The sequence below is a fragment of the Virgibacillus sp. M23 genome (genome assembly GCF_034190895.1).
GTDB lineage: Bacteria > Bacillota > Bacilli > Bacillales > Amphibacillaceae > Virgibacillus > Virgibacillus salarius.
Genome location: NZ_JAWDHA010000033.1, coordinates 17,233 through 43,400 on the forward strand (window position 1 = coordinate 17,233; position 26,168 = coordinate 43,400).

24 protein-coding genes are annotated in these 26,168 nt (G+C 35.0%); 15 read left to right on the forward strand and 9 right to left on the reverse strand.

Annotated features, from left to right (window positions below; translation table 11 throughout):
• Positions 1-112 precede the first annotated feature (112 nt).
• From RVS70_RS13315 to RVS70_RS13360, 10 genes are all read left to right on the forward strand, one after another.
• Positions 113-697: a DUF4352 domain-containing protein gene (locus RVS70_RS13315; protein ID WP_321133645.1), complete on the forward strand. Its 585-nt coding sequence runs from the start codon at positions 113-115 to the stop codon at positions 695-697.
• Positions 698-714: 17 nt separating this feature from the next.
• Positions 715-1,155 (forward strand): hypothetical protein, encoded by a 441-nt coding sequence (locus RVS70_RS13320; protein ID WP_321133646.1) that lies wholly within the window; start codon positions 715-717, stop codon positions 1,153-1,155.
• A 250-nt stretch (positions 1,156-1,405) separates the two neighbouring features.
• On the forward strand, positions 1,406-1,999 hold the full coding sequence (locus RVS70_RS13325) for a DUF4352 domain-containing protein (protein ID WP_321133647.1): 594 nt from the start codon (positions 1,406-1,408) through the stop codon (positions 1,997-1,999).
• Between the two features lie 167 nt (positions 2,000-2,166).
• Positions 2,167-2,760, forward strand: coding sequence for a DUF4352 domain-containing protein (locus tag RVS70_RS13330; RefSeq protein ID WP_321133649.1), 594 nt, complete (start codon positions 2,167-2,169; stop codon positions 2,758-2,760).
• Between the two features lie 127 nt (positions 2,761-2,887).
• The gene (locus RVS70_RS13335) at positions 2,888-3,445 is read left to right on the forward strand and encodes a DUF4352 domain-containing protein (RefSeq protein ID WP_321133651.1); all 558 of its coding nucleotides are present in this window, start codon (positions 2,888-2,890) and stop codon (positions 3,443-3,445) included.
• 116 nt (positions 3,446-3,561) lie between these two features.
• Positions 3,562-4,080 (forward strand): prepilin peptidase, encoded by a 519-nt coding sequence (locus RVS70_RS13340; protein WP_026683201.1) that lies wholly within the window; start codon positions 3,562-3,564, stop codon positions 4,078-4,080.
• A gap of 15 nt (positions 4,081-4,095) precedes the next feature.
• Positions 4,096-5,559 carry a DUF6382 domain-containing protein gene (locus tag RVS70_RS13345; protein WP_321133653.1) on the forward strand — a complete coding sequence of 488 codons (1,464 nt, stop codon included), beginning with the start codon at positions 4,096-4,098 and terminating at the stop codon, positions 5,557-5,559.
• On the forward strand, positions 5,559-6,401 hold the full coding sequence (locus RVS70_RS13350) for a PP2C family protein-serine/threonine phosphatase (RefSeq protein WP_026683203.1): 843 nt from the start codon (positions 5,559-5,561) through the stop codon (positions 6,399-6,401). Before RVS70_RS13345 ends, RVS70_RS13350 begins: the two co-directional genes overlap by 1 nt.
• A gap of 7 nt (positions 6,402-6,408) precedes the next feature.
• Positions 6,409-7,212 (forward strand): serine/threonine-protein kinase, encoded by an 804-nt coding sequence (locus RVS70_RS13355; protein WP_026683204.1) that lies wholly within the window; start codon positions 6,409-6,411, stop codon positions 7,210-7,212.
• Positions 7,213-7,233: 21 nt separating this feature from the next.
• Positions 7,234-8,604, forward strand: coding sequence for a type VII secretion protein EssB/YukC (locus RVS70_RS13360; protein ID WP_321133657.1), 1,371 nt, complete (start codon positions 7,234-7,236; stop codon positions 8,602-8,604).
• A 321-nt stretch (positions 8,605-8,925) separates the two neighbouring features.
• Here RVS70_RS13360 and RVS70_RS13365 read toward each other — a convergent pair whose 3' ends face one another.
• The 3 genes from RVS70_RS13365 to RVS70_RS13375 all read right to left on the reverse strand — a co-directional run bounded on the left by RVS70_RS13365 (position 8,926) and on the right by RVS70_RS13375 (position 13,606).
• On the reverse strand, positions 8,926-9,771 hold the full coding sequence (locus tag RVS70_RS13365) for a methyl-accepting chemotaxis protein (RefSeq protein ID WP_026683206.1): 846 nt from the start codon (positions 9,769-9,771) through the stop codon (positions 8,926-8,928).
• A gap of 14 nt (positions 9,772-9,785) precedes the next feature.
• Positions 9,786-11,165 carry an amidase gene (locus RVS70_RS13370; protein ID WP_321133659.1) on the reverse strand — a complete coding sequence of 460 codons (1,380 nt, stop codon included), beginning with the start codon at positions 11,163-11,165 and terminating at the stop codon, positions 9,786-9,788.
• 716 nt (positions 11,166-11,881) lie between these two features.
• Positions 11,882-13,606, reverse strand: coding sequence for a glycosyl hydrolase family 18 protein (locus tag RVS70_RS13375; RefSeq protein ID WP_121605857.1), 1,725 nt, complete (start codon positions 13,604-13,606; stop codon positions 11,882-11,884).
• Between the two features lie 482 nt (positions 13,607-14,088).
• On the opposite strand from RVS70_RS13375, the gene RVS70_RS13380 reads away from it, so the two are divergent.
• On the forward strand, positions 14,089-14,676 hold the full coding sequence (locus tag RVS70_RS13380) for an ABC transporter ATP-binding protein (RefSeq protein ID WP_321133661.1): 588 nt from the start codon (positions 14,089-14,091) through the stop codon (positions 14,674-14,676).
• 424 nt (positions 14,677-15,100) lie between these two features.
• Here RVS70_RS13380 and RVS70_RS13385 read toward each other — a convergent pair whose 3' ends face one another.
• From RVS70_RS13385 to RVS70_RS13405, 5 genes are all read right to left on the reverse strand, one after another.
• Positions 15,101-15,847: a MerR family transcriptional regulator gene (locus RVS70_RS13385; protein WP_026683209.1), complete on the reverse strand. Its 747-nt coding sequence runs from the start codon at positions 15,845-15,847 to the stop codon at positions 15,101-15,103.
• 67 nt (positions 15,848-15,914) lie between these two features.
• Positions 15,915-16,673: an ABC transporter permease gene (locus RVS70_RS13390; protein WP_321133664.1), complete on the reverse strand. Its 759-nt coding sequence runs from the start codon at positions 16,671-16,673 to the stop codon at positions 15,915-15,917.
• Positions 16,670-17,620, reverse strand: a complete 951-nt coding sequence (locus tag RVS70_RS13395) for an ABC transporter ATP-binding protein (RefSeq protein WP_321133666.1) — start codon at positions 17,618-17,620, stop codon at positions 16,670-16,672. Before RVS70_RS13395 ends, RVS70_RS13390 begins: the two co-directional genes overlap by 4 nt.
• Positions 17,621-18,048: 428 nt before the next feature.
• Positions 18,049-18,378 carry a hypothetical protein gene (locus RVS70_RS13400; protein WP_026683212.1) on the reverse strand — a complete coding sequence of 110 codons (330 nt, stop codon included), beginning with the start codon at positions 18,376-18,378 and terminating at the stop codon, positions 18,049-18,051.
• Between the two features lie 39 nt (positions 18,379-18,417).
• The gene (locus RVS70_RS13405; protein ID WP_205389586.1) at positions 18,418-19,164 is read right to left on the reverse strand and encodes a hypothetical protein; all 747 of its coding nucleotides are present in this window, start codon (positions 19,162-19,164) and stop codon (positions 18,418-18,420) included.
• A 1,007-nt stretch (positions 19,165-20,171) separates the two neighbouring features.
• On the opposite strand from RVS70_RS13405, the gene sipW reads away from it, so the two are divergent.
• From sipW to RVS70_RS13420, 3 genes are all read left to right on the forward strand, one after another.
• Complete coding sequence (sipW, locus tag RVS70_RS13410) at positions 20,172-20,729, forward strand: signal peptidase I SipW (protein WP_414617179.1); 558 nt, start codon at positions 20,172-20,174, stop codon at positions 20,727-20,729.
• 80 nt (positions 20,730-20,809) lie between these two features.
• Positions 20,810-21,403: a CalY family protein gene (locus RVS70_RS13415; RefSeq protein WP_026683215.1), complete on the forward strand. Its 594-nt coding sequence runs from the start codon at positions 20,810-20,812 to the stop codon at positions 21,401-21,403.
• A 46-nt stretch (positions 21,404-21,449) separates the two neighbouring features.
• Entirely contained in the window at positions 21,450-23,117 is a 1,668-nt protein-coding gene (locus RVS70_RS13420; protein ID WP_166530370.1) for a M4 family metallopeptidase, read from the forward strand.
• Positions 23,118-23,383: 266 nt separating this feature from the next.
• Here RVS70_RS13420 and RVS70_RS13425 read toward each other — a convergent pair whose 3' ends face one another.
• Positions 23,384-24,610 carry a helix-turn-helix domain-containing protein gene (locus tag RVS70_RS13425; protein ID WP_026683217.1) on the reverse strand — a complete coding sequence of 409 codons (1,227 nt, stop codon included), beginning with the start codon at positions 24,608-24,610 and terminating at the stop codon, positions 23,384-23,386.
• 448 nt (positions 24,611-25,058) lie between these two features.
• Between RVS70_RS13425 and RVS70_RS13430 the strand changes: the two genes are divergently transcribed.
• Positions 25,059-25,436: a winged helix-turn-helix transcriptional regulator gene (locus RVS70_RS13430; RefSeq protein ID WP_121604583.1), complete on the forward strand. Its 378-nt coding sequence runs from the start codon at positions 25,059-25,061 to the stop codon at positions 25,434-25,436.
• Positions 25,437-26,168 lie beyond the last annotated feature (732 nt).

Consider the following 26,168-nt stretch of genomic DNA (forward strand, 5'->3'; position numbering starts at 1 on the left):
ATTAACACCGTTAGATGAGTTAAAAAATAATGGATTAAACCCGTACATATGCTTTATTTCTTGGAAGTTATATATCGTATAAGACTAGGGGCGGTGTAGGAAGGAGATTTTCTTGAAAAAATCATTAACTTTGTTATTAGCAATTTTGTTATTAGTAGCATGTAGTGATAAAGGTGATACTACCAAAGATACTGGAGAAGAAAATAATGAAACGGCGATTCAGCAGGATGAATCGAAAAACAATACTACAGAAACGGAAGAACAGAAAAAAGTTTATCAGATGAGAGAAACAGCAAAAATTACCAGTGATTTATATGATTTTGATTATGAGGTAACAGTGAATGATTTTGATATCCAAAATGAAGTAGATAGTGTGAAAATACAAGATTATATTACTGGTGCAGATGAAGGTTATGGATTTGCTGTAGTAGATGTAACGATTAAAAATATAAGTGACGAGTCGTACGTTCCAAATGAAATGTTTTCAGCGAATTTAGCAAAAGAGGGTGACACTGCGGGAGATATTTCAAATGACGAATTTTTTGAAGTTGGTGATAAAGAGTTGGCTCCCGGAGATGAATTGAAAGGTCATCTAGTTTACGATATACCACTAGATGATTCAAGAAAATACACATTAAAATATGAAATATCATCTGATGAAGAAATACACTTTGTATTACCTAACCCTAAAAAGTAAGTTATTTAGAGATTATTATGAAAAAGATCTGTCTAATTTTTCTTGCTATTATTATGCTTGTAGCAGGTTGTAGTGATAGTGATAATACAAGAGAAAAAAATAAAAATCCTGAGCTTGCAGAAACAGCAAATACTAATCAAGAAGATATTGAACTACACAATGTTGGTGAAACAGTACAGGTGAAAAGTAATAAATATGATTTCACTTATGAAGTTACCTTGAATAGTTATAAAGAGAAGGATGAATATGAAGGGAAATCCGTTGCTGATTTTAATGCAGATGGTGGAGACTTTACTGGAGTTAAATTTGCTGTAGTAAATCTTACAATTAAAAATACGAGTACTGAGCTTTTTATACCTTTTGATAAAATTGAACCCATTTTCTTAAACTCAGCTCCCTTAGGTTTCTTTAATGAATTAACTCCGGAATTAGGAGATAGTTTAAATTCTGGTGAATAAATAACAACTAACTTGATATCAACCACAAATTTTAAAGAAAATAATAGCTTTTTAGTTTTTGAATTTATGACGGATGAAGAAGTAAGATTTACATTAAAGAACGTTGAATAATAATCTTGCATAATACTTAGGGTAGCATTGCTGCCCTTAGGAATAAGATATTTTGATATATTTTATTCCTAAGCATAGCAATGAGGTAGTGGGGAAATGTCTTGGTAGATTGTTTGTTAAACGAAATAGGGGGATACCAATGAAAAAATTATTAGTATTATTAGTACTACTAGCAGTAATTGTAGTAGCAGGTTGTAGCGATAATGATGAAGGAAGTAAAAAAGAGAAGACAGATGCTAACAAGGAGCAAACGACAGAGACAGAAACAAACGATGATAAGGAAGAATATACAGAGGATAAAAAGGTTTATCAAATTGGAGAAATAGCTGAAATTAAAAGTGGACTTTATGATTTTCCTTATGAGGTAACTGTTAATAGCTTTGAATTAATTAAAGAAGAAAAAAATGGGATTAATCCTACAGAACTCTATGGAGGCGAATTGGAACCGGAAGAGTCTATAGCTGTTGCAAATGTGACAATTAAAAATACAAGTGACAAGTCATTTATACCAAGTGAAAAAATATCAGCTCAATTCTTAATAGAAGGTAAAGCATCACAAAACTCTTTTGACCAATTTTTTACGGAAAGAAATAAGGAATTAGCACCTGGTCAAGAGATAACTGGAGATTTAGCATATTTTAATATGTATGAATCTAATAAGGATTTCCAATTAGTTTATGAGTTTAAAGATAGTCAGGAAACAAGATTTATATTACCCAATCCTAATAAGTAAAAGAAGAAATGAAAAATATAATTTTATTTGCAATATCAGATTGTGTTAAAGCATTTGCTACTGTTAGGAGTGGGATATATTGATATATTTTATTCCTAAGCACAGCAATGAGGTAGTGGGGGAACTATCTTGGGAGATTGTTTGTTAAACGAAATAGGGGGATACCAATGAAAAAATTATTAGCATTATTAGTACTACTAGCAGTAATTGCAGTAGCAGGCTGTAGTGACAATGATGAAGGAAGTAAAACAGAAAAGACAGATGCTAACAAGGAGCAAGCGACAGAGGCAAACGATGATAATAATAAGGGAAAAGATGAGGAGGGAGAAAAAGTCTATCAAATTGGTGAGGCTGCACAGCTTAAAAGTGACTTGTATGGTTTTCCATATGAAGTTACTGTTAATAGTTTTGAATTAACTACTGAGCCGGTAAATGGTGTTAAGTTAGAAGACAAGGTCATGGAAATTGGAGAAAATCACCGTTTTGCGGTGATTAATGTGACTATTAAAAATACTGGTGAAAAATCATTTATACCAAATGAAAAAATATCAGCTCAATTAGTAAATGAAACACTGTCAGAGAACTCGTATGATGAAGAATTTTTTACTGAACGGAACAAAGAACTAAAACCTGGAAATGAAATAACTGGTAATCTAGTATATATGAGTCCACTTTTTTTTGAAGAAGATGTCATATATTTGGCATACGAATTAATTTCTTCTGAAGAAACAAGGTGGGAATTACCAATTCCAGAAAAGTAATTCTTTTACAGCGATAGTACGTGAGAAAGGCAGATAAAGTCTTTCTCACATATTTCAATAAAGTTAGAGAACGGATGAACAGATGTTAAATACTAAGAACGAAGAAATTATAGATAGGAGGTTTTTTATGAAAAGAATATTTATTATATTAATGCTTATTTTTGTTGTAGCAGGTTGTAGCAATAATAATGAAGGAGATAACAAAGAGAAAAAAGATGTTGATAAGGAGCAAGCGACAGAAACAAACAATGATAAGAAAGTATACCAGATAGAGGAAACAGCAAAAATTACCAGTGATTTATATGATTTTGATTATGAGGTAACGGTAAATGATTTTCAATTAACTAAAAAAGTGGATGGAACAACTATTGAAGATTATGTCACTGGAGCTCGTGAAGAAGATAGATTCGCGGTTGTTGAATTGACCATCAAAAATATTAGTGATCGGGCCTATGTACCAAACGAAATGTTCTCAGCAAATTTTACAGAAATGGGCGCAGAAGGTGGTCATACATCAAATGATGAATTTTTTACCGTAGGAGATGAAGAATTAGCCCCTGGTGAAGAGTTAAAAGGTCATTTAGTATACCTCACAAGCGTTGATTATGCTGATACATTTGTATTAAAGTATGAAATGATGTCTGACGAAGAAACACACTTTGAATTACCGAACCCTGAAATGTAATGAACATTGCATGTATTTGAAAAGAACCGCATGCTTGAATAGTGAAATGTAAAAATAAAGAAAAAAGCAGCAGAGCGTGGCTGGGTAGGGAATTAATTTAGGAAGGAGGGAGAAGAATGCCAACACATTTCTATCTATTAATTGTGTTTTTAGGGGTTGCAGCATTTTATGATATCAAATATTCCAGATTACCAAATTGGTTGAACGTTAGTGGTGCAATGGTAGGTTTGTTATTTCATTTATTTTTCAATCAATTGGACGGGTTGTTAAATTCTGTATTTGGGTTATTGGCTGGTGGAGGTATTATGCTAGTCTTGTATATTTTTAAAGCTATAGGTGCTGGTGATGTGAAATTATTTGCAGCAATTGGAGCGATTTCTGGAGTTTTATTTACGCTATATTCCATTATGTATTCCATCATTTTTGCTGGATTCATTGCAATTATTATCTTATTATTTACCAAAACATTTTTAGTTAATATGACGTTAGCTTTCTATCATATTTTTGAATCGATTCGAGATAAATCGTTAACACCACTGGACGACTTTAAGAATAACATTTCTAATCGTTTTCCATTTATTTATGCTGTAATACCAGGTGTTGTAACTTCATTTTATTATATGTATTTGGCTTAAGGGGGAGAATTTCATATGAGTGAACTTTATCAGTTTCATATAACTTATGAACAAGCAAATGGAATGTATATGAAACTACGAAAAACGAAAGAAACAGGGTTTGAACAACGAGATTTTGATAGCCTGCAATTAAAAATGATTCAAGCTAATCATATTCCAAGATTGATTCCGATGAGCTTTGAAGACATCAATGGACGTAGTACGGTATACTATCGGATTGAAGGCTTGAGAAAGTTACGACCAATTGTGAAAGAAAAGCCATTAACAATGCAAGAGTACTATGCCTTGTTTATAAATATTATTCAGGCTTTACAAGATTCAAGCAATTATATGCTGAATGATCAGCAGTATGTTTTACATGAAGATTTTATTTATATTGGCAATGGATATCATCAAGTGTACTTAACATATCTACCAGTGAATGAAATAGCGAATAAGCCAACGATGTATGAGGAATTGAAAAAATTAATCTTGAATATGGCTAGTGAAGTACAGGGGTTAAAAGGTGTTCAATTTAAGATGATTCTCAGCTACATCAAGGATCCCGGCTTTAGCTTGCAAGGACTTAAGCAATTATTAAGTCAATTACAAGGGACACAGCAGCAGCAATCAATAAATAATGAGAATGAAGATGCGAATGTCGAGCAAGATCAGCAGACAACGATCATGAAAAAAGTGAAAAAATTACCACCGCTTACTAGTAAGATGAAAACATATTCCATTTTAATAGGGATCTTAGCCTTGGCAGTTATATGGAAGCTATATGAAAGCAGTCCAAATTCAATTATGTTCGGAGTTTCATCCGTTTTAAGTGTAGGAGTAATTGCGGGTGTGTACGTATATTGGAAAGTTTGGCGTCCAGGTGTAGAGCCTACCATTATAGAGAAGGAAGTAAGAGTCAAAAATAAACAGCGTAAGAATAAGCCGACTATAGCGAAGAAGACGAGTGAAGCTACGTCAGAACATACGAATGATTTACCAGCACAACAAGATAGCGCTATTTCGTACAATCAGGAAGTAGTTAATCAAGTCTTTGCGCAACAGAGTGAAACTGCCTCTACGCTACATACAAATAGTGAAGCGTTAACTACGGATACGTCATCCATATCCTCTAATCAACGAGATCAAACCATGCTATTGGATGAAGAGGAGCTACACGGTAAAAAATTACCGAAAGTAAAGAATTATCTTCTTGTTAAAAGAGAAGAAGCTGAAGAAAGTATTGAATTAGAAAAGGATAACTATATTATTGGTAGAGCTGAAAAAGGTACAGATTATGTGGAAAAAAGTGTAGGTGTCTCTCGTTTACATATTGAGCTTGTTAAACTTTCAGACACGTATGGTATTAAAGATTTAGGATCAAAAAATGGTACGTATATTAATGAAGAAAAGATTATTCCATATAAAATACATGAATTAAAAAATGAAGATGAAATCCAAATTGGTAAGATAATTTATTCGTATAGGGTGTCTAAATAATGAATGCAACGAAGGGTATTGATTTTGGATTATTTACGATGAAGGGTCCAGACAAAAAAATAAATGAAGATTATATTGAATATACTTCGAGCTATCTTAACCAGAATGAAGAAGCGCATATTTTAATTGCTGCTGACGGGATGGGGGGGCATACGTTTGGAGATATAGCAAGCTTCTATGCCGCCAATTATATCTTAAAATGGTGGAGAACTAAGCTGATTAAACATGATAATTCAGAACGTTTTTTAGAAGATTGCCAAGACACAATAGCTGGTATCTTTCATGTAATTAATCAAAAGCTAATCGATATAGGTAAACGAGAAGATCATCATTTAGGAACGACATTAAGTGTGCTAATTATTGTGGATGATCAATATCTTATTTGTCATGTAGGTGATACGAGAATTTATCGAGTGCGAAAACCAATAGCTATTCGTTTAGAGGAAAGTGACGACACTATTGATTTGGAGCAGTCCAAGCGTTTTGTACAGCTTACAAAAGACCATACTTGGGCAAGAATGCAGGTGGAGAATGGGGCCTTGTCGGAAAGAGAAGCAGAGAAGGATGATAAGTCTCACTTATTAACACAGTGTATGGGAGTTAAAGGAGAAATAGATCCATTTGTCTCTATGGACACATGTTCAGAAGAAGAACATTTTATCTTATGTACGGATGGTCTATACTCTTTGTTTACAAAGGAGGATCTCCATAAGCAATTTCAAGAGGGTTTAGAAAGAGAACATTCCTTACAAAAAATAGCGGAGCATTTTTGTAATATGGCAAGAGATGCGAACTACCATGATGATGTATCTGTTCTTATTTTGGGACGTAAAGGAAGATAGATGAGTCATGAAGGTTATCAAGAATCATCGTATTAATGGCAAATACAGAGTAAAAAGCTTTTTTCGTGAAGGCGGAACATCGCAGCTTTATGAAGTTGTAGGTCCGAAAAAACAAATAGCAGTATTAAAAGTAGTTAAACAACCTACGACATTGTTTACGAATCAAATTACCAATGAAGCGAAAATATTAGCAGCTATCGATCATACGAATGTTCCGACATTATTTGATATTGTAACGATTCAGGATCATTATAAAGCAATTATCATGGAAAAATTCAATGGTACGAATTTAGCTGATTTCATAGAACAAAGGAATAGAAGATTTCAATGGGATGAAGTACTCGAAATTGGCAGGAAGATAGCTGATATCATCCAGGTTTTCCACAGGAAGCATCCGTCTATTGTTATACGAGATATAAAGCCTTCTAATATTTTATTAACGAAGGATAATACCATTCATTTAATAGACTTTGGAACTTCCGTTTTTGAAAATGAATCACAACGGTCATCTGCTTTGGGTACAATAGGATTTGCTGCACCGGAACAATTTGAGAAAGGTGTTATTGATAAACGCTCTGATTTATTTTCTTTAGGTGCTACATTATTTTATCTCATTTCTGATGGAGAAAATATATATACCACAACGAATAAAAGTATATTAAATGAGCGCGCTCCAAAATCCTTTGTAAAGGTTATTTTGAAGTTGACAGAGACGGATGCTGAGAAACGATTTAATTCCATTGAACATGTAATAGCTGCACTAAAAAAAGTAAAATTATCTTGGAGAGAGCGGACGAAAAAGTTTGGCTAATAAGAAATAAGGGGTGATATGGTGACTGACCGATTTGAAATAAAAGATGGAAGCTTAAGGAAGACTATGGATACTGTAACCTTCGAAATAGCGAAGGAAAAGACGAATATTTTAGCAGATGAACAATTAGAAGAGTTAAAAAGAGACAGTGAATTATTTTTAACCTGCAGACAATATAATATTGAAGAATCGATGGTTCAAATCCATTATCAAATTGATCATGGATTCAAGTCCTTAACTAGTTATGTATCATCAAATAGGGAATTTAAATGTAAATTAGCACGTAGTATATTAACGGTGGACAATTTATTTGGAACACAATACACGACCTTAGTTCATCCAGATAATATTTATGCTAATAATGAGGGAAACATAAAATTTGCCCATCGAGGTATACGTTCTGTATTACCACCTGAGGAATATACATCATTCCAATTACTTCAAGATTTAAAAAATGTATTTTTGTATTTATTCACTACTGGTAATACGGCCACACATGCAATTGATCAAGATATAGTCCAGCGTATTCAAGCAGCGGCCTCAATAGAGCAATTAAGAAAGGCACTGGAACCTTCTCAGGTGAATCAACAACCTATTACGAATAAATTTGAAGATAAAGAAAAAATAGCTTCAAAAAAATTACCATCCTTAAATCGTTCTAAACTGAAGGTAGAAAGAAAATCGTTAATTATCGGTGTAACTGTTGGTATTTTATTAGGAATGCTATTTGTCTATGCTGGCAAGGTAGTACCAAGCACGAAGGCTGCTTCCGCTACGACTAGTGAACTTGATGAGCAACAGGATGAGAATAAAACATTACAAAAAGAACTAGAACAGAAAGAAGCAATAATCAAAGGATATCAGTTCGTTATTTCTGGTGAGACGGAAGAAGCCATAGCTGCATTGGAAAGTGTCCAATCACTTGATGAGAATGCTAATAAGGTACTGGCAGGACAATATATCCAATTGAATACATTAGAAAGCTTGTCCAAGGCTTTAGATTTGAACAAGTCTTATGAGGGTGAAGTAGTGGTAAAATTATTAGCCCTTAATAGTGAGGAAGCAAATCAAAAAATTCTTTCTATTAAATCGGATCAACCACAAGTTAAGATAGAGCAAGCGTGGTTAAATAAAGACTATAAGCAGGTATTGGAAATTTATAAGGAAATCGCTGATAATAACCGGGCAAAATCTTTAGCCGCTCAAAGTTATATTCAAATAAATAAACCGAAAGAGGCACTTAAAATTGCCAAGGCATTAAAAAATAAAGACCTGCAAATAAAAAGTCTACAAAAAGAAAAAGAGCTGATTAAAGCTAATGACGCTTTAGATAAAGATGAAAAGAAGAGTAAAACCGAAAACATAGATAAGCAAATTAAGAAGCTGAAGTAAAAAGGTTTTATCCCATACATAACTGGCAGTAAGGCCCCATTTCAAGCAAAAAAGTGAAACCAATATGGATAAGTGAGCGATCGACTGTCAGTTAAGTGTCCGATTGTTCAAAAGCCTTTAGGTGATACCCTTGTGGTACGAACAATCAGTGGGGGAAACAAAACCCCCACTGATTGAAGTTTCACGTTACGTGGTCATGTTACGGTTATGCAAGCACCAGACGAGAATGTCTTTGTGTTAGTAGGAAAATAATCTTTGCTGTAAAGAAAATAAGAAAAAAGCGTCCTTACATACTATTCTGTAGGGACGCTTTTTTCATTGTCAGTTATTTGTTAATACTTCAATATGCTTCTTCAGCTTATTCGTCATTTCGTTTAATTCCTCCGTCATTTGTGAGAAGGTTTCTGCTTCTCCTTCCTGACTTTGAACTGCTTGAGCTATATCAGATAATTGCTCAGTAGTCTGTTCAATATTTGACATGATCTCTGCTAATACATTGCTGATTTTATCGGTAGCTTCCGAGGAATCCTGAGCCATTTTCCGTATTTCTTTAGCAACGACAGAAAAGGTTTTGCCATGTTCTCCAGCTCTTGCTGCTTCAATCGCAGCGTTAAGCCCGAGTAAATTTGATTGCTCGGAGATTTTATTAATAAATCCAGTAACATCATGAATTTCACCCGAATTTTTTTCCACATTTTCCGAGTGGGCGGCTATTTGTTGGACGGTTGCGGATAATTCTTCTGTTTGTGAAAGCATCGTATGGGCTTTTCCTTGTACATTATCTGCTAGCTCTTCCAATGATTGAATAATCTCAAGAAATTCATATTCTTGATCTAAGCTAATGCCAATACCAATACAGCCAACGATTTCATTGTTATCAAAAATGGGGATACCTACGCCTTTAAATGGTGCCCCATATTCGGGTGGTGTTTTGATAACGGTTCGTTTACGATTTTTAATTACTTGACCAAACAAGTCATGTTCAAAAAAAGGATCACCAATAGCTACTTTGGCATCCAAGGTTGTGCCTGGAGCGTAGTATAAATACTTTTCTAAATCGACGATGCCGATTAGGATGTTTTCGTTTTGCAAAAGCTCTTTGATTAATGGTCCAAGCTCTACTACCTTTTTAAGGATTTCTGAATCAATTTGAATTGATGTTTGCATGATTTCACTCCATTCTATATGTTTTCTGCGATAAAGGATCGCTGCTTATAAAAATCAGAAAGACAAGCTTCTTCAAAAGCGAAGCCTGCACGGATTAATAATGGTTCTTGATGATATTTACTAACCAATTGCAGACCGATTGGTAGGTTATCAGTTGTTGTACCCACAGGAATGGATAAGGCTGGATGTCCTGTCAAACTAAATAATCGTGTAAATCGAGTCATACATGTGAAAATATCTTCCTCCAATCCATCTGTTTCAACATGTTCAATTCCGATTGGTTTAGGGCTTACAGGTAATGTTGGCGTAGCTATCAAATCAATATCCATTAATACATGATCAAGCTGATTAATAGCTTCCTTTTGTATATTTAAAGCCTTGATATAGTCAGTAGCTCCAATTGCTGTGCCATTTAGTAGGTGAGCTTTTACATCATTTCCGTAGTCATCCTGTTGTGTGTGTAGCGTAGTCTCGTGAATCGATGCACCTTCTGCTAAAGCAATGGTAAAAACGCTGTTGCTTGCAGCCTCAGCAAATGGAAGTTCAATATCAATTATAATAGCACCAAGCTTTTCTAGCTCAAGTAAACTGTTTTGATAGGCTTTTGTAATTTCGGGTTCCACGTGGTCAGTGAAGAAATTAGTAGGTACACCAATGCGCATACCACGAATATCACTTTTACAATGTTCGCTATATCGACGGTCGGTTAATCCTTCCATGATAATGGCTAAGTCAGTTACATCTTGTGTTAATGGACCAACGTGATCCAATGACCAAGAAATACCCTTGATTCCTTTTGTGCTTATGTTATTAACGGTAGGTTTTAAGCCGACTACACCACATGCAGATGCAGGGATACGAATTGACCCACCAGTATCTGTTCCAATCGAAGCAAGACCTAAGTTAGCAGCTACAGCTACTCCTGATCCACCACTTGAACCGCCAGGGATATGATCTGTTTTCCAAGGGTTCTTTACACTGCCGTAGAATGGATTGGAAGAAGTGATACCAAAAGCATATTCGTGTAAGTTATTTTTACCCAAATTAATAGCTCCTGCGGTTTCTAATTTCTGTACAACATAAGCATCCTCTTGGGGAAAGTATGCTTTATCTATATGTGAACCGTTTGTTGTTCTAATTCCTTGTGTATTAATTAAATCTTTATAAGAAATTGGAACCCCCTGCAAAACAGATGATTGATAACCCTTCATCCAGTTTTCTTCCGCAAGTTTAGCCTGTTTTAAAGCATGTTCATCAGAAACAGTAATAAAGGCATTTAATTTCTTATTCACATGTTCGATTCTCTCTAAAAATAGCTTTGTTATTTCAGTAGGTGAGAATTCCTTATTCTTATAACCTATAAGTAATTCTGATATCTTCATTGTTTTTACCATTTAAAATCCTCCCTCGATGTCACTTACTATATCGGATCTCTATGCATAAATGTTAATTAGAAATATCTTTCATAAGCTATATAGGGGAAGCGATTTTATTGTTAAAATGCCCGATTTTATAATGATTCGGTGCAAAGTATAGACAATAGAAATTTTTGTCTTTAGTAAAGAAGGGAATAACACGTAGTGTATTTTTCCAAAAGGAGATTTCTTCCGCATTTAAAAGCCATTTAAAATAGCCATTCATGAAATGAAGGTAAAGGCGACTCGACAAATCAAGCTCAAACCCGAATACTGCCTGATGATCCTCAAGTAACTTAAAGGCATCACAAATGATATTTGTAAAAAAGCATGTTCACATTGGAGGATACTTCTGCACCGTTTAGTAGAGGACTCTGATGTATTGGTCTTTGCAGTTTAAGCAGTTTCGATACACACCCATCTAGATAGGGGATTTAACTTTTTTCTAATACGATTGATTGATCATCGACTGTCCTATCTGTTGGTGGCACCATTGGCCAAATTGCATCAAGCAGGTCTTCTCTTGTAAAGGTCTGTGATGTGTAACTTCAATCAGTGGAGATTTTGTTTATCCTCACTTCCCCATATTGGTTTCTCTTTATTGTTTGAAGTGGGGGTCTTACTGCCAGTTATATGCGGAATAAAAAATATCCCACGGAGAATTGCTCCGTGGGATGGATTGGGATTACTGAGGGTTACTTACAGTTCTCAACTACCTTCCATGGTCCCCAGTCACCAGTTGTTCCTGGTTCATCGCCTTTTGTCCACCATTTGGCTTCATATATATTGCCATTATGTTGTACACGATCTCCGCCAACGTACGTGTCTCCTCCATTCCAAGCAGGATAATCACATGTTCCTCCTTGATCACTTGTAGAGACAGTCAATGGGGCGGCTGAATAAAGCTTTCCATCCGCATCCTTTGAAGAAACGGTAATCGTATAAGAAGTACCTGACTGTAGGTTTTCTAATTTTGTAGATAATGATGCTGTTGATATTTCTTGATTATTAAATTGAATGACATATTCCACAATAGAAGAAGATTCTGTAGGAGCCTCCCATGATAGATCGATGCTAGACGCTGTTACATTACTAGCATTAACATTCTGCGGAGCTAATGCAGGTGGATTTGGATCTCCTCCATCACCTGTGAAATTTAAGTTGTTTGCCAATGTAGTCACTAGCGTTTGATTTACATCTCCACTATAGTCCCAAAACATAGCGCCTGCAAGTCCTTCAGACTTAATGAAATCTGTTTTATATCCAAAGGATTCTTCATCATCATACGTTATAAAATTTCCGTTTGAAGCATTATATAAATAAGGTACCTTTGCTTTGTCATTCCAATATCGTTGGTAACCATTCTTATTTATATAGTTATCTTCTAAATCGCTAAAGTCAAAAGTGCCATTTTCCCAAGTTCCTTCTGTTGCCGGTGAACAATTCTGATATTCTCCATTATTAGCTGCATCACAATCGCTCCAACCTCTACCATAAAACGGTGTTCCTAAAACTAACTTATTAGCTGGAACTCCATCATTTATATGTCGTGTCACAGCGCTTTGTACGTTAAAGGTATCTGCTTTAGGAAGACCTGCAGCTTCTGCGGCTGGATCAAAATAAAGAGGTGCATTATGACCGCTTTGTGTTTGCCATCCACCGTTAAAGTCATACGTCATAATATTAATCCAGTCCACAATGTCTGCAATTTGACCTAGTTCATTGTTTTCAACATATTCATTACTTGCACCCGAAGCAATAGTAAGTAAATACTCTGTTCCATCTTCTGCTTCAGCAGCATCTAATTTCTCACGAACCTCTTGGAGAAGTAATACATAGTTTTGTTTATCTTCTGGACGTGTACTATTTCCAGGTAGCCCACCACTAACAGGATATTCCCAGTCAATATCAACGCCATCAAAACCATAATTTCGAATAAAGTCAACTGCTGAATTGGCAAATTGCTCTCTTGTTACAGGGTCAGCAGCTACATCTGAAAAACGGTTCGACCAAGTCCATCCTCCAATAGAAATTAGAGTTTTTAAATGGGGATTTTGTTCTTTTAGTTTAATAAGTTGCTTGAAATTTCCTTTTAATGGGTCATCCCAATTATCACCTGGATTTGTTTTTTGGGCATCAATCCAAGGATCTCCCATTACAATAGTTCCATTAGGGGCGTCCATATTGCCATTCTCATCCTGACATGCCCATGTTTGTGGATTTGGTCCAGCAGGATCAGGGTTTCCGTGTCGACCATCCCAGCAAATATCTGCAAATGCATAGTTGATATGACTTACCTTCGAAGCATCCATATCCCATACTTGATAGTCTCTACCATATGCTGCCCATGATGGATAGTAGCCAATAATTTTGTAATCGTTTGTCTCTGCTGCTTGAATGAAACTATTCTGTGTTGGCATGCTTGTAAAGACGAGTAAACCAAAGATGAAAAAAATGAAAAACTTGTTTGCTTGTTTTAATAGATTCACTACGATAATCTCCCTCTCTTTTTAAAATACATAATGAGAAGCGCTTTCATAGTTTTGTAAAATCCAACATGCATGTTTTGGTGTATATCTATCATATTTGTTATAACAAATATTTTCAAGTTAATTAACAGAAATATCTAAATTTTGATTCAATAGACCTAAGTTAAGTTTTAACTTTGATAATTGTATTAATATTTCGTCATTAACAAATGAAATAGGGGAAACTATTAAGTAAAGAATCCTAGTATTGTAAAACCGGATAATTCATTACACAAGTTATTAATTGTAATATCAATTAATAACTTGTAATGATGAATCGTTTTATATATAAATTTTCGCCCTATGTATATATTCCTAAGGCAATTGTGCTATAGTTTAAATATATTGAAAATTATAAAAAGGGAGGGGATGAAGTGCAGAAGTTAGGATGTGTAAATGTAAGTAAGGTTTTTAAAGGAGATGGTGTGGAAACATTTGCTCTGGAGAAAATTAATACCTGTTTTGTTGAAGGAGAGCTTGTTGCCATTGTTGGACCGTCAGGCTCTGGGAAATCGACATTACTTAGCTTGATTGGAGCACTGGATGTGCCTTCAGAAGGAGAGATAATCTATAGAAACGAATCTATTCATAAATATAGTCAAAACCGGTTAGCCGATTTTCGGTTTGAGCATATTGGCTTTATCTTTCAACAATTTCACCTATTACCTGCATTAACAGCCCTAGAAAATGTAATGTCTCCATTGTTTTCACGAAAAGTTTCCTACAACAAAAAAGAAAGAGCAGAGTCCTTATTATCACAAGTGGGTTTAGCTGATAAGCTCCATGCTTTACCTTCACAGCTATCAGGAGGTCAGCAGCAGCGTGTAGCAATTGCCCGTGCATTAGTACATGAACCAAGTTGGTTACTAGCCGATGGACCAACAGGGAATTTAGATACGGATACAGGCGAGTTGATATTTGTTTTCAACGTCTGTGATAACACAACGATAGTTTTTGAGTAAATGCACTTCATCAATACCAAGCCATTTAGGAGTTCTAATATCTGTTTGAGCTTCAAGCTCAACTACAAAGTTGTTTCGTACAGCTTTTTCGTCAACGCCTATATCGTCTGCAACATTGGTGAATGTCTTTTCAAAACTGGTTTCTTGAATCCAATTTATTAGTCTATTAGTAACGGAACGAATTACTAGGAATCTATAATCATATTTACTCTCTTTCATATCAAGAATTTTTAAGTTTGGTAGGTTAATTATATTTTCTTCTTTTAGAATACTTCATTTTTACCTATATTATAGAAAGAAATTCAAAAAGAGCTGTCGAAACAGCCCTTGGATTTCGTAAATATCATATCTTTGGTCGAATCAGATGTAAGGGAATCAAAATTTACAAATGAATACCATCCATTTGTGTTATTTGGTATTGGTTCTATTTAATACTTGACAAATAACTAGCTGCTACTTTGTTTAGAAAATAAGTGTAACCCACTTGCCATTTCTCAAGCATATCTCTATGAAAGTCGTCAACGATGAAATGCTCTGTTTGATTTAGAAAGTCTTGCGGTGTTGATGGATGATCTTTTTTTTCTAAAAAGGCTAAATGTTTCTTTACACGATCCAAAACTTTTGAATTATTCGGAGAGAAACCATCTTGTAAGAACTGAATCATATCTTCATTAAATGACTGTGCTTCCATGGCAGAGTCATTCATTGATTCCACATCAATTGTTTTATTCGACAAGTCAAAGTCATATTCTTTTTTCAAGTGTTCATTTTGGTCTTTTAAGACTTCTTGCCATTCTTCTTCAGTTTCAAAACCTTTAAACATAGTTTCCATATCTATATCGACTCCTTCTTTAGCATTTTTAAGAGAGGAATTGATTGTTTTGATTAGACCTTTAAAACGATCAATTTTTTGTTCTAGTAAATATTTTTGCTGAATCAACGTATTTTTCCTGTTGATTTCGCCATCTAATAATTGTTTAATTTCCTTGAGAGGAAAATGCAATTCTTTGTAAAAAAGTATTTGCTGTAATCGTTCTAAATCTTTTTTTCCATATAGGCGATAGCCGGCTTCTGTCGTTTGCTCCGGAATCAAAAGACCTATTTTGTGATAATGGTGTAAAGTCTTTACTGTTGTATGAGCTAGTTTTGCAACTTCATGAACGGTAAACATTTTTTCTTCTCCTTTCAATGCTCTTTATACTAAAGTATCCTCTAAGGTAAGAGTCAACACATTTATTTCACTTTTTTCTTTGAACATCATATGTGAATTTACAAAAGGAAGTAGCTATAACGACACATAAAATAATTAATAAATAGTAGCTGATTGCGGGCGAATGGTTGAAAGTGGATTGTGATGCTCTAACTACCCAGTCAACTGGATTTATTTTTGATAGAATACTTATCCACTTTGGCAATAAATTGGTCGGCATAAAGGCAGAAGACAAGAAAATCAATGGAAAAGAGAAAAACTGCATGACTGTAATCATTGTTGTGTGCTTTTTTGTCAGAGCGGCTATTCCAATTGAAATAGCTCCAATTAAACATGAGAATAATGCTGGTGTAACAAGAAAAAGAATTGGTGGAACTATTCCCATTGGGAGTCTAAATCCCATAAAATAGCTAATAATTATTAGCAAAGTGGATTGGATCAATTGAAACGTGAAAATGTAGACTAAATCACCAATGATGAAAATCAGGTTATTCTTCGGGGCGATTAAATATCGGTTAAATATTCCTTCTCTCATATCATCTAATGTACTCATTCCTAGATATATTCCGCCAAATAGAGCATTCATGATCAAAATTCCTGGTAAAATATACGATACATAATTGGATTCTTCAAACCCACTTACGGAAGATATGCATGAAAATATCGTGCCAAACAGCACTAGGAAAATCAATGGCTGGAACATTGAAATGATAATTGCTATTGGATTTTTCATTAGCGGTGTTAGCCTCTTTTTTGCTAATAATAAAGCGAATGCCATGTTATTCATAGTTCTGCCTCCTTCTCATTAAAGTTTGCTAAATAAACGTCATTTAACGTTGCCTGCTTCAATTCACTAAATTTAATTTCGACATTACTTTGAATTAAGTATTTCAGTAATTCAGATAAAATTTGTTGTCCATGACTCGTCATAATTGTTAATACTGTTGGTTTTATTTCATGACGAACTATCTCTTTTAGGTTAGAAATATATGCTTCTATTTTATGAATGTTGGCCAAATCCAATTTGCGATAGTGGATTTCTATTTGATCAGCAGCAAGTTTATTGATCAGCTCTTTTGGCGTCCCAATATCAAGTATCTTTCCATTGTTGATTAATGCAATTTCAGTTGCTAGGTGATTAAGTTCCTCTAAATAGTGTGTCGTTACAAAAATTGTCGTTCCTTCATTTTGAGAAATTTTTGTAACTATTTGCCACAGAGTAGTTCTCGACTCTGGATCTAATCCAGCTGTGGGTTCATCTAGTAAAAGGATATCAGGGGTATGAAGTAGACTTATCGCTATATCCAATTTTCTTTTCATTCCATCTGAGTAAGTACCAACCAAATCGTTGGATGCCTGAAACAAATCAAATTGCTTTAACAGGTGTTCTCCACGTTCCATTATTTTTGTAGTATTCATGCCATACATTTTTCCGGCAATCCATAAGTTTTCCCAAGCTGTTCCTGTCGAAAATACAGTTGTTTGTTGGAAAGTGACGCCAACTTTTTTTCGAACCTTATTCACCTTGGAAACAACATCTAAATTCGAAATTTCGACAGTACCCTCATTTGGCAAGGTCAAAGTAGCTAATATACTGGTCAAAGTAGATTTCCCTGCACCATTTGGACCAATCAGTCCGAAGATAGAACCTTTTCTCACTTTAAGAGATACATTATTTAAGGCTACCTTTTTGCCAAAAGATTTGCTAACATCGTTTACAGTTAGTTCATACATATTCTTCCCTCCTTATTTCTTATAAAAGGAACTATAAGCTATCCTCTTAGGGGAGAGTCAACCATCAAGTATTCCTTTATAAAAGTCGAATTGGAATGAATTTAACCAAGCTGAAGAAATGAATCTGAATTTCATACATTATTCTCATTAACACTGGTCACGTCCAGCGTAAAAAGTAAAAACGCCCAAGTGAAAACTTGGACGTGATTCTTTAAATTTGCAGATATTTTAATACAATTATGATTCGAAAGTAAAAGTTTTCATAACGAAAACTACATTAAAAGTTAATCAGTTTCATGGATACAGAAAAAATAAATGATATTACATGCAATTTATGATTTTACACACAATTATCCGATTTACGATGCTATGAACATTAATTTATTAAATAGGGCTTTCAATACTATACTCCGAATACCTTAAATGATTTAATGTTCTTGCAGAAATTTAAATAAATCATCTCTATTGTTAGTTTTATAAACCTTGTCTTTTGTATCAAATACTATAAACGTAGGAGCTTCCTCTATTTCTTCCAATCTTGCATCTTCCATTGTTTTTTCTTGAGTAAAAGTCTTTACGTTATTTATATCATTTTCTTGTAGCTCCTCAAAAGTAATTGCGTCATCAGAAACCACATATAAAGCATATTTCCCTTCTTCGTCAGATAAAAAACTAGCATATTCCTTGTTCTCTTCTGACTCATTACAGGCAGCAAATAAAAAGCTGATTAAAATAATTATGAAACAAAACTTTTTCATAAATAACCCCTACCAATTCCATATTAGTCATTTCATGTTTTATTTATATTCATTATTTAGAGATAAATGCCAGGAATTGCTTGGGTCAGTTCTATATATATCTACATGACTGGTTTCTCCGACGTGAGGAGCCCATGCTGAAACACCTTTCGAGTTAACAGGTTCCCAATACGAAGGAGCATCAAAACCATAACTACCTGCATAACTAATGTCACGATTTATTGTTTGATTTTCGTATAGCTCATCCCTACTCTGCCCTACGGTACCTTGGATTGTATAAGGATTTGTTAAGGTAAGACTTGAATCTTGTCTATCCCAACCACCTTCAGATCGAATCAATCTCCAATAGTCGGTACCGGAATAGGTAGATTTCTCAATATATATTGTTGAGGATGCACGAACGCCATATGAGTCATCCCATTTACTATCTCCACGAGAGCCATCGTAACTGGCGATTAAATTAACTGCATAAGTTTCAGAGTTGTCACCATTAGACATGGTTCTTTTTTCTATTAATTGCGCAGTCATATATTCGGTAACATCATATTCAATGATATTACCTTTTGATGTTGTAACCTCTTTGGTGTATTTGTTTACACCAATCCCTTCAACATCTAAATCAGTTTCCCCTTTAGATGCTCTTTCCATTATTTTTTCAGCATTTTTAATTTCACTAAACTTTTCTATGCTCTTTGTAGAACTAACTTCTGCACTTCCAGAGGTGGGTAATAAAAAGGTAAAACTCAAAACTAGAGCCCATGACATAATACTAAATGTATTTTTCAAATAAAACCTCTCCTTTAGTTTAGTTAGTGATTGTTCTTTTATAAAATTAGCACAAAAAAACAAAATTTAACAAATAATGTGATATTTATGCAAATTGATGGATGAAATAAATTCCCGTTTCTTAACGTATATTTTCTGCGAAATGTTGGTGGTACCTTATATTATAATTTCCTTAACGTTGTAAATCTGGACAGCTCCTTTATTCTTGCTGCAAATGCTCAATGATTATTTATAATTCAAAAGATATAGATGAATAGAAGGAGTAATTTCCTGAATGGGGGAAAAATATAGGTCTTTTTTATCGGTGTTATTATTAGAATAATTAAAATAGACAGTTTTTTGCTAATATTCCACTACATTTTTCCCTCTTTTATCGGTAAAACCGACAGTCTATTTCATAGTAATCCCCCGATTTACATGCTAGATTTGCAGGTGTACTCTAAGTAATAAGAAGAGCAACAAGGTGTTTTAGTTATAGAAAAGTCGGGTTAGTGTACGGAAGTATCACAATAGGCTGGAAATATGTTAAAGGTATCCCTGCTTTACAAGTAGTAACTTGTTTATCCCAGATATACTGGCAGTAAGCCTCCCACTTCCAGTAATAAAGAGAAACCAATATGGATAGTGAGGGATCAATTGCCAGTTGGTTCAAGGGCCTTTAGGTGATCCCCTTGTGGTACTACCAATCAGTGGGGCATAAGCAAGATAGAATCAAATGAGAAATAGAACAAAATAAACAACGAATGGCAGAAGTACTACAAACGGTACAAGAATATTTACGATAGTCTTGCCAATTAACTGGGATATACCTACATCGAGCAAGGAGTACAAGCTATACAGAAGTCTCAAACCAATGTGAATCAGGTGGTAGACATCTAGGAAGCTGATCGACTCATTGAATTAGCTAAAAAAGTAATAAATCAACAAAAAACGAAGAAAAGGCTGCATCTCTCCAAAGATCTCGTGTCAATATCCAAATAATTAGTAAATCAAGGTGGTGAAATACTGTGAAGAAGTTGATACATCTGTTACGTAAATTCATGTCATGTTTGCTAATTGCTATGATCATTATCTTTGCATTTGCGGTTATAACTTCAAAAGTGAAAGGAGAAGAATCGACCATTTTTGGTTATCAAATAAAATCCGTATTATCTGGGTCGATGGAGCCAACCTTTCAAACAGGATCAATTATCGCAATCAAACCAGGAACAGAGCAATCAATGTACAAAAAAGGTGATGTTATCACGTTTAGAACAAAGGAAGAAAAAATGATTACTCACCGTATTGTCGAGGTCAAACAAGCAGAAGAACAGCAGGTATATACGACAAAGGGTGACAATAATGACGGTGTAGATGTGGAGCCTGTATTAACACAAAATATCATCGGAGAGTATACAGGGTTTACTGTTCCTTATGTAGGATATCTTTTAAACTTTGCAAAATCGAAAGTAGGTACAGCGGTATTATTAATTGTACCAGGTGTAATCCTGCTACTCTACGGACTCTTTTCCATGTTCCAAGCAATTAGAGGAATAGAAGATCCAAAGAAGGAGCAACCTACGTAAATGTTTCTCAATATTCGGTTAATACTCTTGTGTTTTACAAGCATGGGGGATTAATAAATAATAAAAGGGGAGGAAGTTTAATGAGTCTGAAGAAAAAGTTAGGCATGAGCGTGGTGACTGCATCATTGGGGCTATCATTAATTGCTGGAGGTACTTACGCATATTTTAGTGACACAGAGGTAACAGATAATACGTTTGCAGCAGGTACACTGGATTTATCTGTTGATCCAACTACGATTATTGATATTACTAATTTAAAGCCAGGAGACACGATGGTAAAGGAATTTGTACTTGGTAATGAAGGATCACTCGATATCAAAACTGTGAATCTATTAACTAATTATGAAGTGGTAGACGCTTCTGGAGATAATGGAGGCGACGATTTCGGTCAGCATATTAAAGTTAACTTTATGTGGAATTGGGATAAAGAGAGCGAGCCAATTTTTGAAACTACCTTGTATGAGTTGAAAAACATGGATCCAGATGTAGTGAAAAAGGATATATGGGATCCATTATGGGAACAGCATGGTGGTCTAGATGTGGGAGACACGAATGAGCTTTGGGTAGAATTTGAGTTTGTTGATAATGGACAGGACCAAAACATCTTCCAAGGTGATCAATTAAACCTTGAATGGACATTTAATGCTACACAAACAGATGGTGAAGAAAAGTAATTATCTTTTCATTCTATTAATCTATTAAAAGAGGAGAGGATTCGTCTTGAAAAGAAAACTGATTTCTTCAACGTTGGCTCTGACAGTTGCTTTTGGAGGATTTACGACAGCGGGAACTAATGTCTTCGCACAAGAAAATGTAAAAAGTAAGATAGAATATAATGAACAATATAATACGCCTTCTTATATCATTGAAAACTGGAAAGCGCCGAATACTTTAGCTAAAGCAAAAAAACTATCTGAAAAGGAAGTTGCTTTTGCCTACCTTAAGTATCGTAGCAAGCAATTGAAATTAGAAGGGAATATGAAAGATCACTTTAAAGTGGTTGAGGAAGAGAAAGATAATGAAAATGGTACACATCACATTAAGCTTATTGAACAGCATAACGGGGTTCCAATATATGGATCTGACCATACCATTACCTTAGATGAAAATGACAATGTAAAAGCTTACTTTGGTCAAGTAGTACCTGATTTAGCAGAGAAGGACATTCCTTCAAAGGCTTCGATTTCAGGTGAGGATGCAGTCGAAATTACCAAGCAGGACATTGAGCAGGAGATTGGCAAAGTAGAACATTATGATGGAGAGGTGACAAATGAACAGTTCATTTATGAACATGATGGGAAATTTTATCTTTCGTATCTCGTAAAGGCTTCAACGTCGAAACCAGCTCCTGGATACTGGCACTACTTTATAGATGCAACGAATGGTGAGATTATAAATAAAGCAAATGCAATTGATCATGTAACTGGATTTGGTAAAGGCGTGTTTGGTGATAAGAAGAAGTTTGAGATTGCTTTAGGAGATGACGACCAATACCTTCTTTTTGATGAAACACGAGGGGATGGTGTGCATACATTTGATGCACAAAATATGGACTTCTATCTCTTCCATCTCCTATCCATATTATTAGGGTATACGGGTGAAGAAATAACTAGTGGTCATAAGTACTTTAATGATCCAGCTGCAGTCGATGCTCATGTGAATGCTGGAAAGGTATATGATTACTACTTAGAAACGTTTAACCGTGACTCTTTTGATGGAGAGGGTGCCAAAATTATTTCCTCTGTTCACGTCGGAGAAGCTTGGAATAATGCAGCCTGGAATGGAAAGCTAATGATGTATGGCGATGGTGATGGTCGTAATTTCTTGCCTCTATCCGGTGGACTTGATGTGATTGCCCATGAGCTAACACATGCAGTTACAGATAGAACTGCTGGCTTAGTGTATGAAAACGAATCCGGTGCATTAAATGAATCTTTATCCGATATAATGGGTGCAATGGTTGATCGAGATGATTGGCAGATTGGTGAGGAAATTTACACACCAGATATTGAAGGGGATGCACTGCGTTCGATGAGTGATCCTACCTCTGTACAAAATGCGATTACTGGCCCTTATCCAGATCATTATAATGACCGTTATACTGGAGAAGAAGACAATGGGGGCGTGCATATTAATTCAAGTATAAATAATAAGGCAGCTTATTTAGTAGCCGAAGGCGGAAACCATTACGATGTAACAGTAGAAGGAATTGGTAGAGAAAAAACAGAACAAATCTACTACCGAGCACTAACGAAATATTTAACTTCTACTTCTGACTTCAGTATGATGCGTCAAGCGGCAATTCAGGCAGCATCTGATCTATATGGAGAAAACTCATCAGCAGTCGAAGCAGTGAATCGGGCTTATGATGCGGTTGGAGTAGAATAAAAGAATAAATACACTAGAAAGCACTGCATCTCTAAAATGAGAGTGTAGTGCTTTTTTACAGTCTAGGAAATTATAAAATTTGCCCATTTGATAAATAGGCGTGTTGAGCCGCGTCCAGATCCAGCGCCCAGAAACGAGGCGACTTCACGAATTGTCCTAATCTAAGTCATTATCGGCTCGCAGGCTGACCGTGATTCCTTTTTCTCTGTTGACTCGCTCTAGTCGCTACGTTTCTAGTCGGGCGCTTGCGCTTTTGTTGCAGATTTTTAATGCTGATTACTTAACATATGATGTGCTAATTGGACTGCTTTATCTAATTGATTTGTTTTATCGTAATAAAAAAATAGCTCTTTTTCATAGACGTTTACAGAATAGACGTGTCCATAATTTCTGAAAAATGGTAAGGCTTGTTCTTCAAGATAGGAATAATATTGCTCTTGCTTTTCTTGTAATTTGTATAGTAAAAGAGTAAAAAGATAGCTATAGAGTAATTCTTTAAGTTCCTCAGATACAGCTAAACCTTCTTTCGATAATTTCACCAGTTCATCTTTCGTTAATAGATTTCCCTTTATACATGCTTGAATATATCCCTCTAGCGAGTTTAAATATTTTTTTGATTTTACTTTTTTTATTTTCATTGCATCCTTAAACAAGGTGGCAGCTAACTGATAATCCTCCATTCTAAAATAATCATTAGCCAAATTGTGTAAGACAATTGCTTTTCTTGTTACGGTATGACAAAGTTCACAACTCTTAATAAGCGACTCGTATTTTTTTAAGCGAGCTGTGAAATTTGATTGTACATGTTTATTTTGGATAACAAGTAGCAATGTCTCTGTATCTATAACTCGTAGAAAATTATTGGAGCTCTTGAAATAATGTAATGCTTTCTCGGCATAGGAATAGGCCAATAGGTCTGTATTATTAAAGTAATAAGAGATTGCTAAATGATAATAATAATCTGTGTTTTGATATGTATGACTGTTAATAGATTTTAATGCATTAATTGCTTTCAGGTATTCTTGTTTTCGGATATAATAAATGCCCCAAATGTGGTAAAGCAGTCCTGATTCATATGGCGAAAGTTTCTGATTTTGTAATTTTTTGATTATTTTCAATGTACCTGGATCATTTTCTTTGCTAAGTAAGAAACGAGCTTTCAGAAGTTTATATAAATTATTGTAATCGGAGATATAAATTAATTCACTTTCTTCTAGCTCTGCTGCTAAGCTATCTGCCTCTTCCTCTTGCTGCATAATAATAGACTCATGCCATTTCTCTAATTTTTGTTGGATGGCTTTAAATGTGCGAATTTCTTCATGCATAGATATGTTAAGTCGTTTCGCTAATAATTCCGTTATATCTTTTGAGAAATGCGTTTGTCCAAGCTCAATTTTACTAATATGGGTAGCAGAGCAGATATCTCTTCCCAGTTCCTCCTGTGTTAATCCAGTCCTTTCGCGGTAGAACTTAATAATTTTGCCTTCATACATCATACATTTCCCCTTCTTAAAGTAAAGATTATTACTATCTGACTTGTATTCTCCCTTCTTATAAAAATACGTTTATCATCGTGTAATAGTTTCTCGGTTATGAAATAATTAATGTGAAGTATTTTTCTCCCTATTGGCAGTAAACTCCCCCATTTCAAGCAATAAAGTGAAGCCAATATGGATATGTGGTGATTGACTGCCAGTAAATGTCCGATTGATTCAAACACCTTTAGGTATCCCCTTTTGGTGCTAACAATCAGTGGTGGAATAAACAAAGCTCCCACTGTTTGAAGTTTTACTTTATCCTATTACGTATAACATTACCAAAGCCTGAGCATGTTTTCACGTAGATTTATGGTTTTCGTTTTAATCATAAAAGTTGAAATTCCATTGGTTTCCCCTTATCTTATTATCAATACGTCGTTGAAATAGAAGGAGACGCTGTTAGATGTGTAATTCATTGCGTGAAGAAATACAATTAAAATTACAAAATGGCGAATATCATTGTGAAAAGGAACTGACACTTTCCATTTTAAGTGGGAAATGGAAGGTAGTGATTCTATGGCACTTAGGTGTGGAAGGTCCACATCGATTTAGTGATTTGCAGCGATTGTTTGAAAATATATCTCATAAAACGTTATCCAATCAGCTGAAAGAACTCATAGAGGATGGTATCGTTAGTCGTAAAGTCTATCCAGAAACTCCACCAAAAGTGGAATACTCTATGACAGAACTAGGCTATACCTTATTACCAATTGTAGAATCGATGTATGATTGGGGGAAGAAACGAATCCAACAGTTAAAAGAAGAAGGAATAATAAAATAACATAAAGCTAGGGTATTAGCTTGCTTTCAGTGTGTGATATATACGCTCTTAAATTAGACAATTTATTCCCCATATAATTGATATAACTGGCAGTAAGCCCCCATTTCAAGGAATAAAGTGAAATCAATATGGATAATGTGGGATCAACTGCCAGTAAATGTCCGATTGCTTCAAAGACCTTTAGATCATCCCCTTGTGGTACGAACAATCAGCGAGGATAAACAAAACCCCGCTGATTGAGGTTTCACTTTATACATTAAAAAACCAGTAGTCAGTATAAAAGGCTGGTTATATCAACCTTTCCTAGTAGTCTGTGAAATTATAGGAAATGATTAAATTAGACCATGTGGATAAATAGGCGCGTGTTGAGCTGCGTCCAGCTCCAACGCCCAGAAATGAGGCGACTTCTCAAATCACCCTACTCTAAGTCATCATCGGCTCACAGGCTCATTGTGATTCTTTTACTTCCGTTGACTCGCTCCTACTTTTCTATTTGGGCGCTTGCGCTTTTGTTCTAAGTTAAGAAAGTATAAAATCAGTGCAATGACTGCGTTAAGCCAAGTAGTTATTTTGAAATGTTTGATGTATATTGGCAATGCTCCGATTAATTACTTCGCTTTCCGCGGGCACGGCCTCAACTAACTTTGCAAAGAAGAACACGTTGCAAAGTGGATTTTCGGCTCGCGCAATTCCCGCAGGAGTCTACGTAATTAGTCTCCGCTATGAGAAGGT

Excerpts from the sequence above, each read along its gene's own strand:
- RVS70_RS13320 (WP_321133646.1), top strand. The coding sequence starts at position 715 with ATGAAAAAGATCTGTCTAATTTTTCTTGCTATTATTATGCTTGTAGCA.
- RVS70_RS13325 (WP_321133647.1), top strand. The coding sequence starts at position 1,406 with ATGAAAAAATTATTAGTATTATTAGTACTACTAGCAGTAATTGTAGTA.
- RVS70_RS13330 (WP_321133649.1), top strand. The coding sequence starts at position 2,167 with ATGAAAAAATTATTAGCATTATTAGTACTACTAGCAGTAATTGCAGTA.
- RVS70_RS13335 (WP_321133651.1), top strand. The coding sequence starts at position 2,888 with ATGAAAAGAATATTTATTATATTAATGCTTATTTTTGTTGTAGCAGGT.
- RVS70_RS13340 (WP_026683201.1), top strand. The coding sequence starts at position 3,562 with ATGCCAACACATTTCTATCTATTAATTGTGTTTTTAGGGGTTGCAGCA.
- RVS70_RS13345 (WP_321133653.1), top strand. The coding sequence starts at position 4,096 with ATGAGTGAACTTTATCAGTTTCATATAACTTATGAACAAGCAAATGGA.
- RVS70_RS13350 (WP_026683203.1), top strand. The coding sequence starts at position 5,559 with ATGAATGCAACGAAGGGTATTGATTTTGGATTATTTACGATGAAGGGT.
- RVS70_RS13355 (WP_026683204.1), top strand. The coding sequence starts at position 6,409 with ATGAAGGTTATCAAGAATCATCGTATTAATGGCAAATACAGAGTAAAA.
- RVS70_RS13365 (WP_026683206.1), bottom strand. The coding sequence starts at position 9,771 with ATGCAAACATCAATTCAAATTGATTCAGAAATCCTTAAAAAGGTAGTA.
- RVS70_RS13370 (WP_321133659.1), bottom strand. The coding sequence starts at position 11,165 with ATGGTAAAAACAATGAAGATATCAGAATTACTTATAGGTTATAAGAAT.
- RVS70_RS13375 (WP_121605857.1), bottom strand. The coding sequence starts at position 13,606 with ATGCCAACACAGAATAGTTTCATTCAAGCAGCAGAGACAAACGATTAC.
- RVS70_RS13385 (WP_026683209.1), bottom strand. The coding sequence starts at position 15,847 with ATGTTTACCGTTCATGAAGTTGCAAAACTAGCTCATACAACAGTAAAG.
- RVS70_RS13390 (WP_321133664.1), bottom strand. The coding sequence starts at position 16,673 with ATGAATAACATGGCATTCGCTTTATTATTAGCAAAAAAGAGGCTAACA.
- RVS70_RS13395 (WP_321133666.1), bottom strand. The coding sequence starts at position 17,620 with ATGTATGAACTAACTGTAAACGATGTTAGCAAATCTTTTGGCAAAAAG.
- RVS70_RS13400 (WP_026683212.1), bottom strand. The coding sequence starts at position 18,378 with ATGAAAAAGTTTTGTTTCATAATTATTTTAATCAGCTTTTTATTTGCT.
- RVS70_RS13415 (WP_026683215.1), top strand. The coding sequence starts at position 20,810 with ATGAGTCTGAAGAAAAAGTTAGGCATGAGCGTGGTGACTGCATCATTG.
- RVS70_RS13425 (WP_026683217.1), bottom strand. The coding sequence starts at position 24,610 with ATGTATGAAGGCAAAATTATTAAGTTCTACCGCGAAAGGACTGGATTA.
- RVS70_RS13430 (WP_121604583.1), top strand. The coding sequence starts at position 25,059 with ATGTGTAATTCATTGCGTGAAGAAATACAATTAAAATTACAAAATGGC.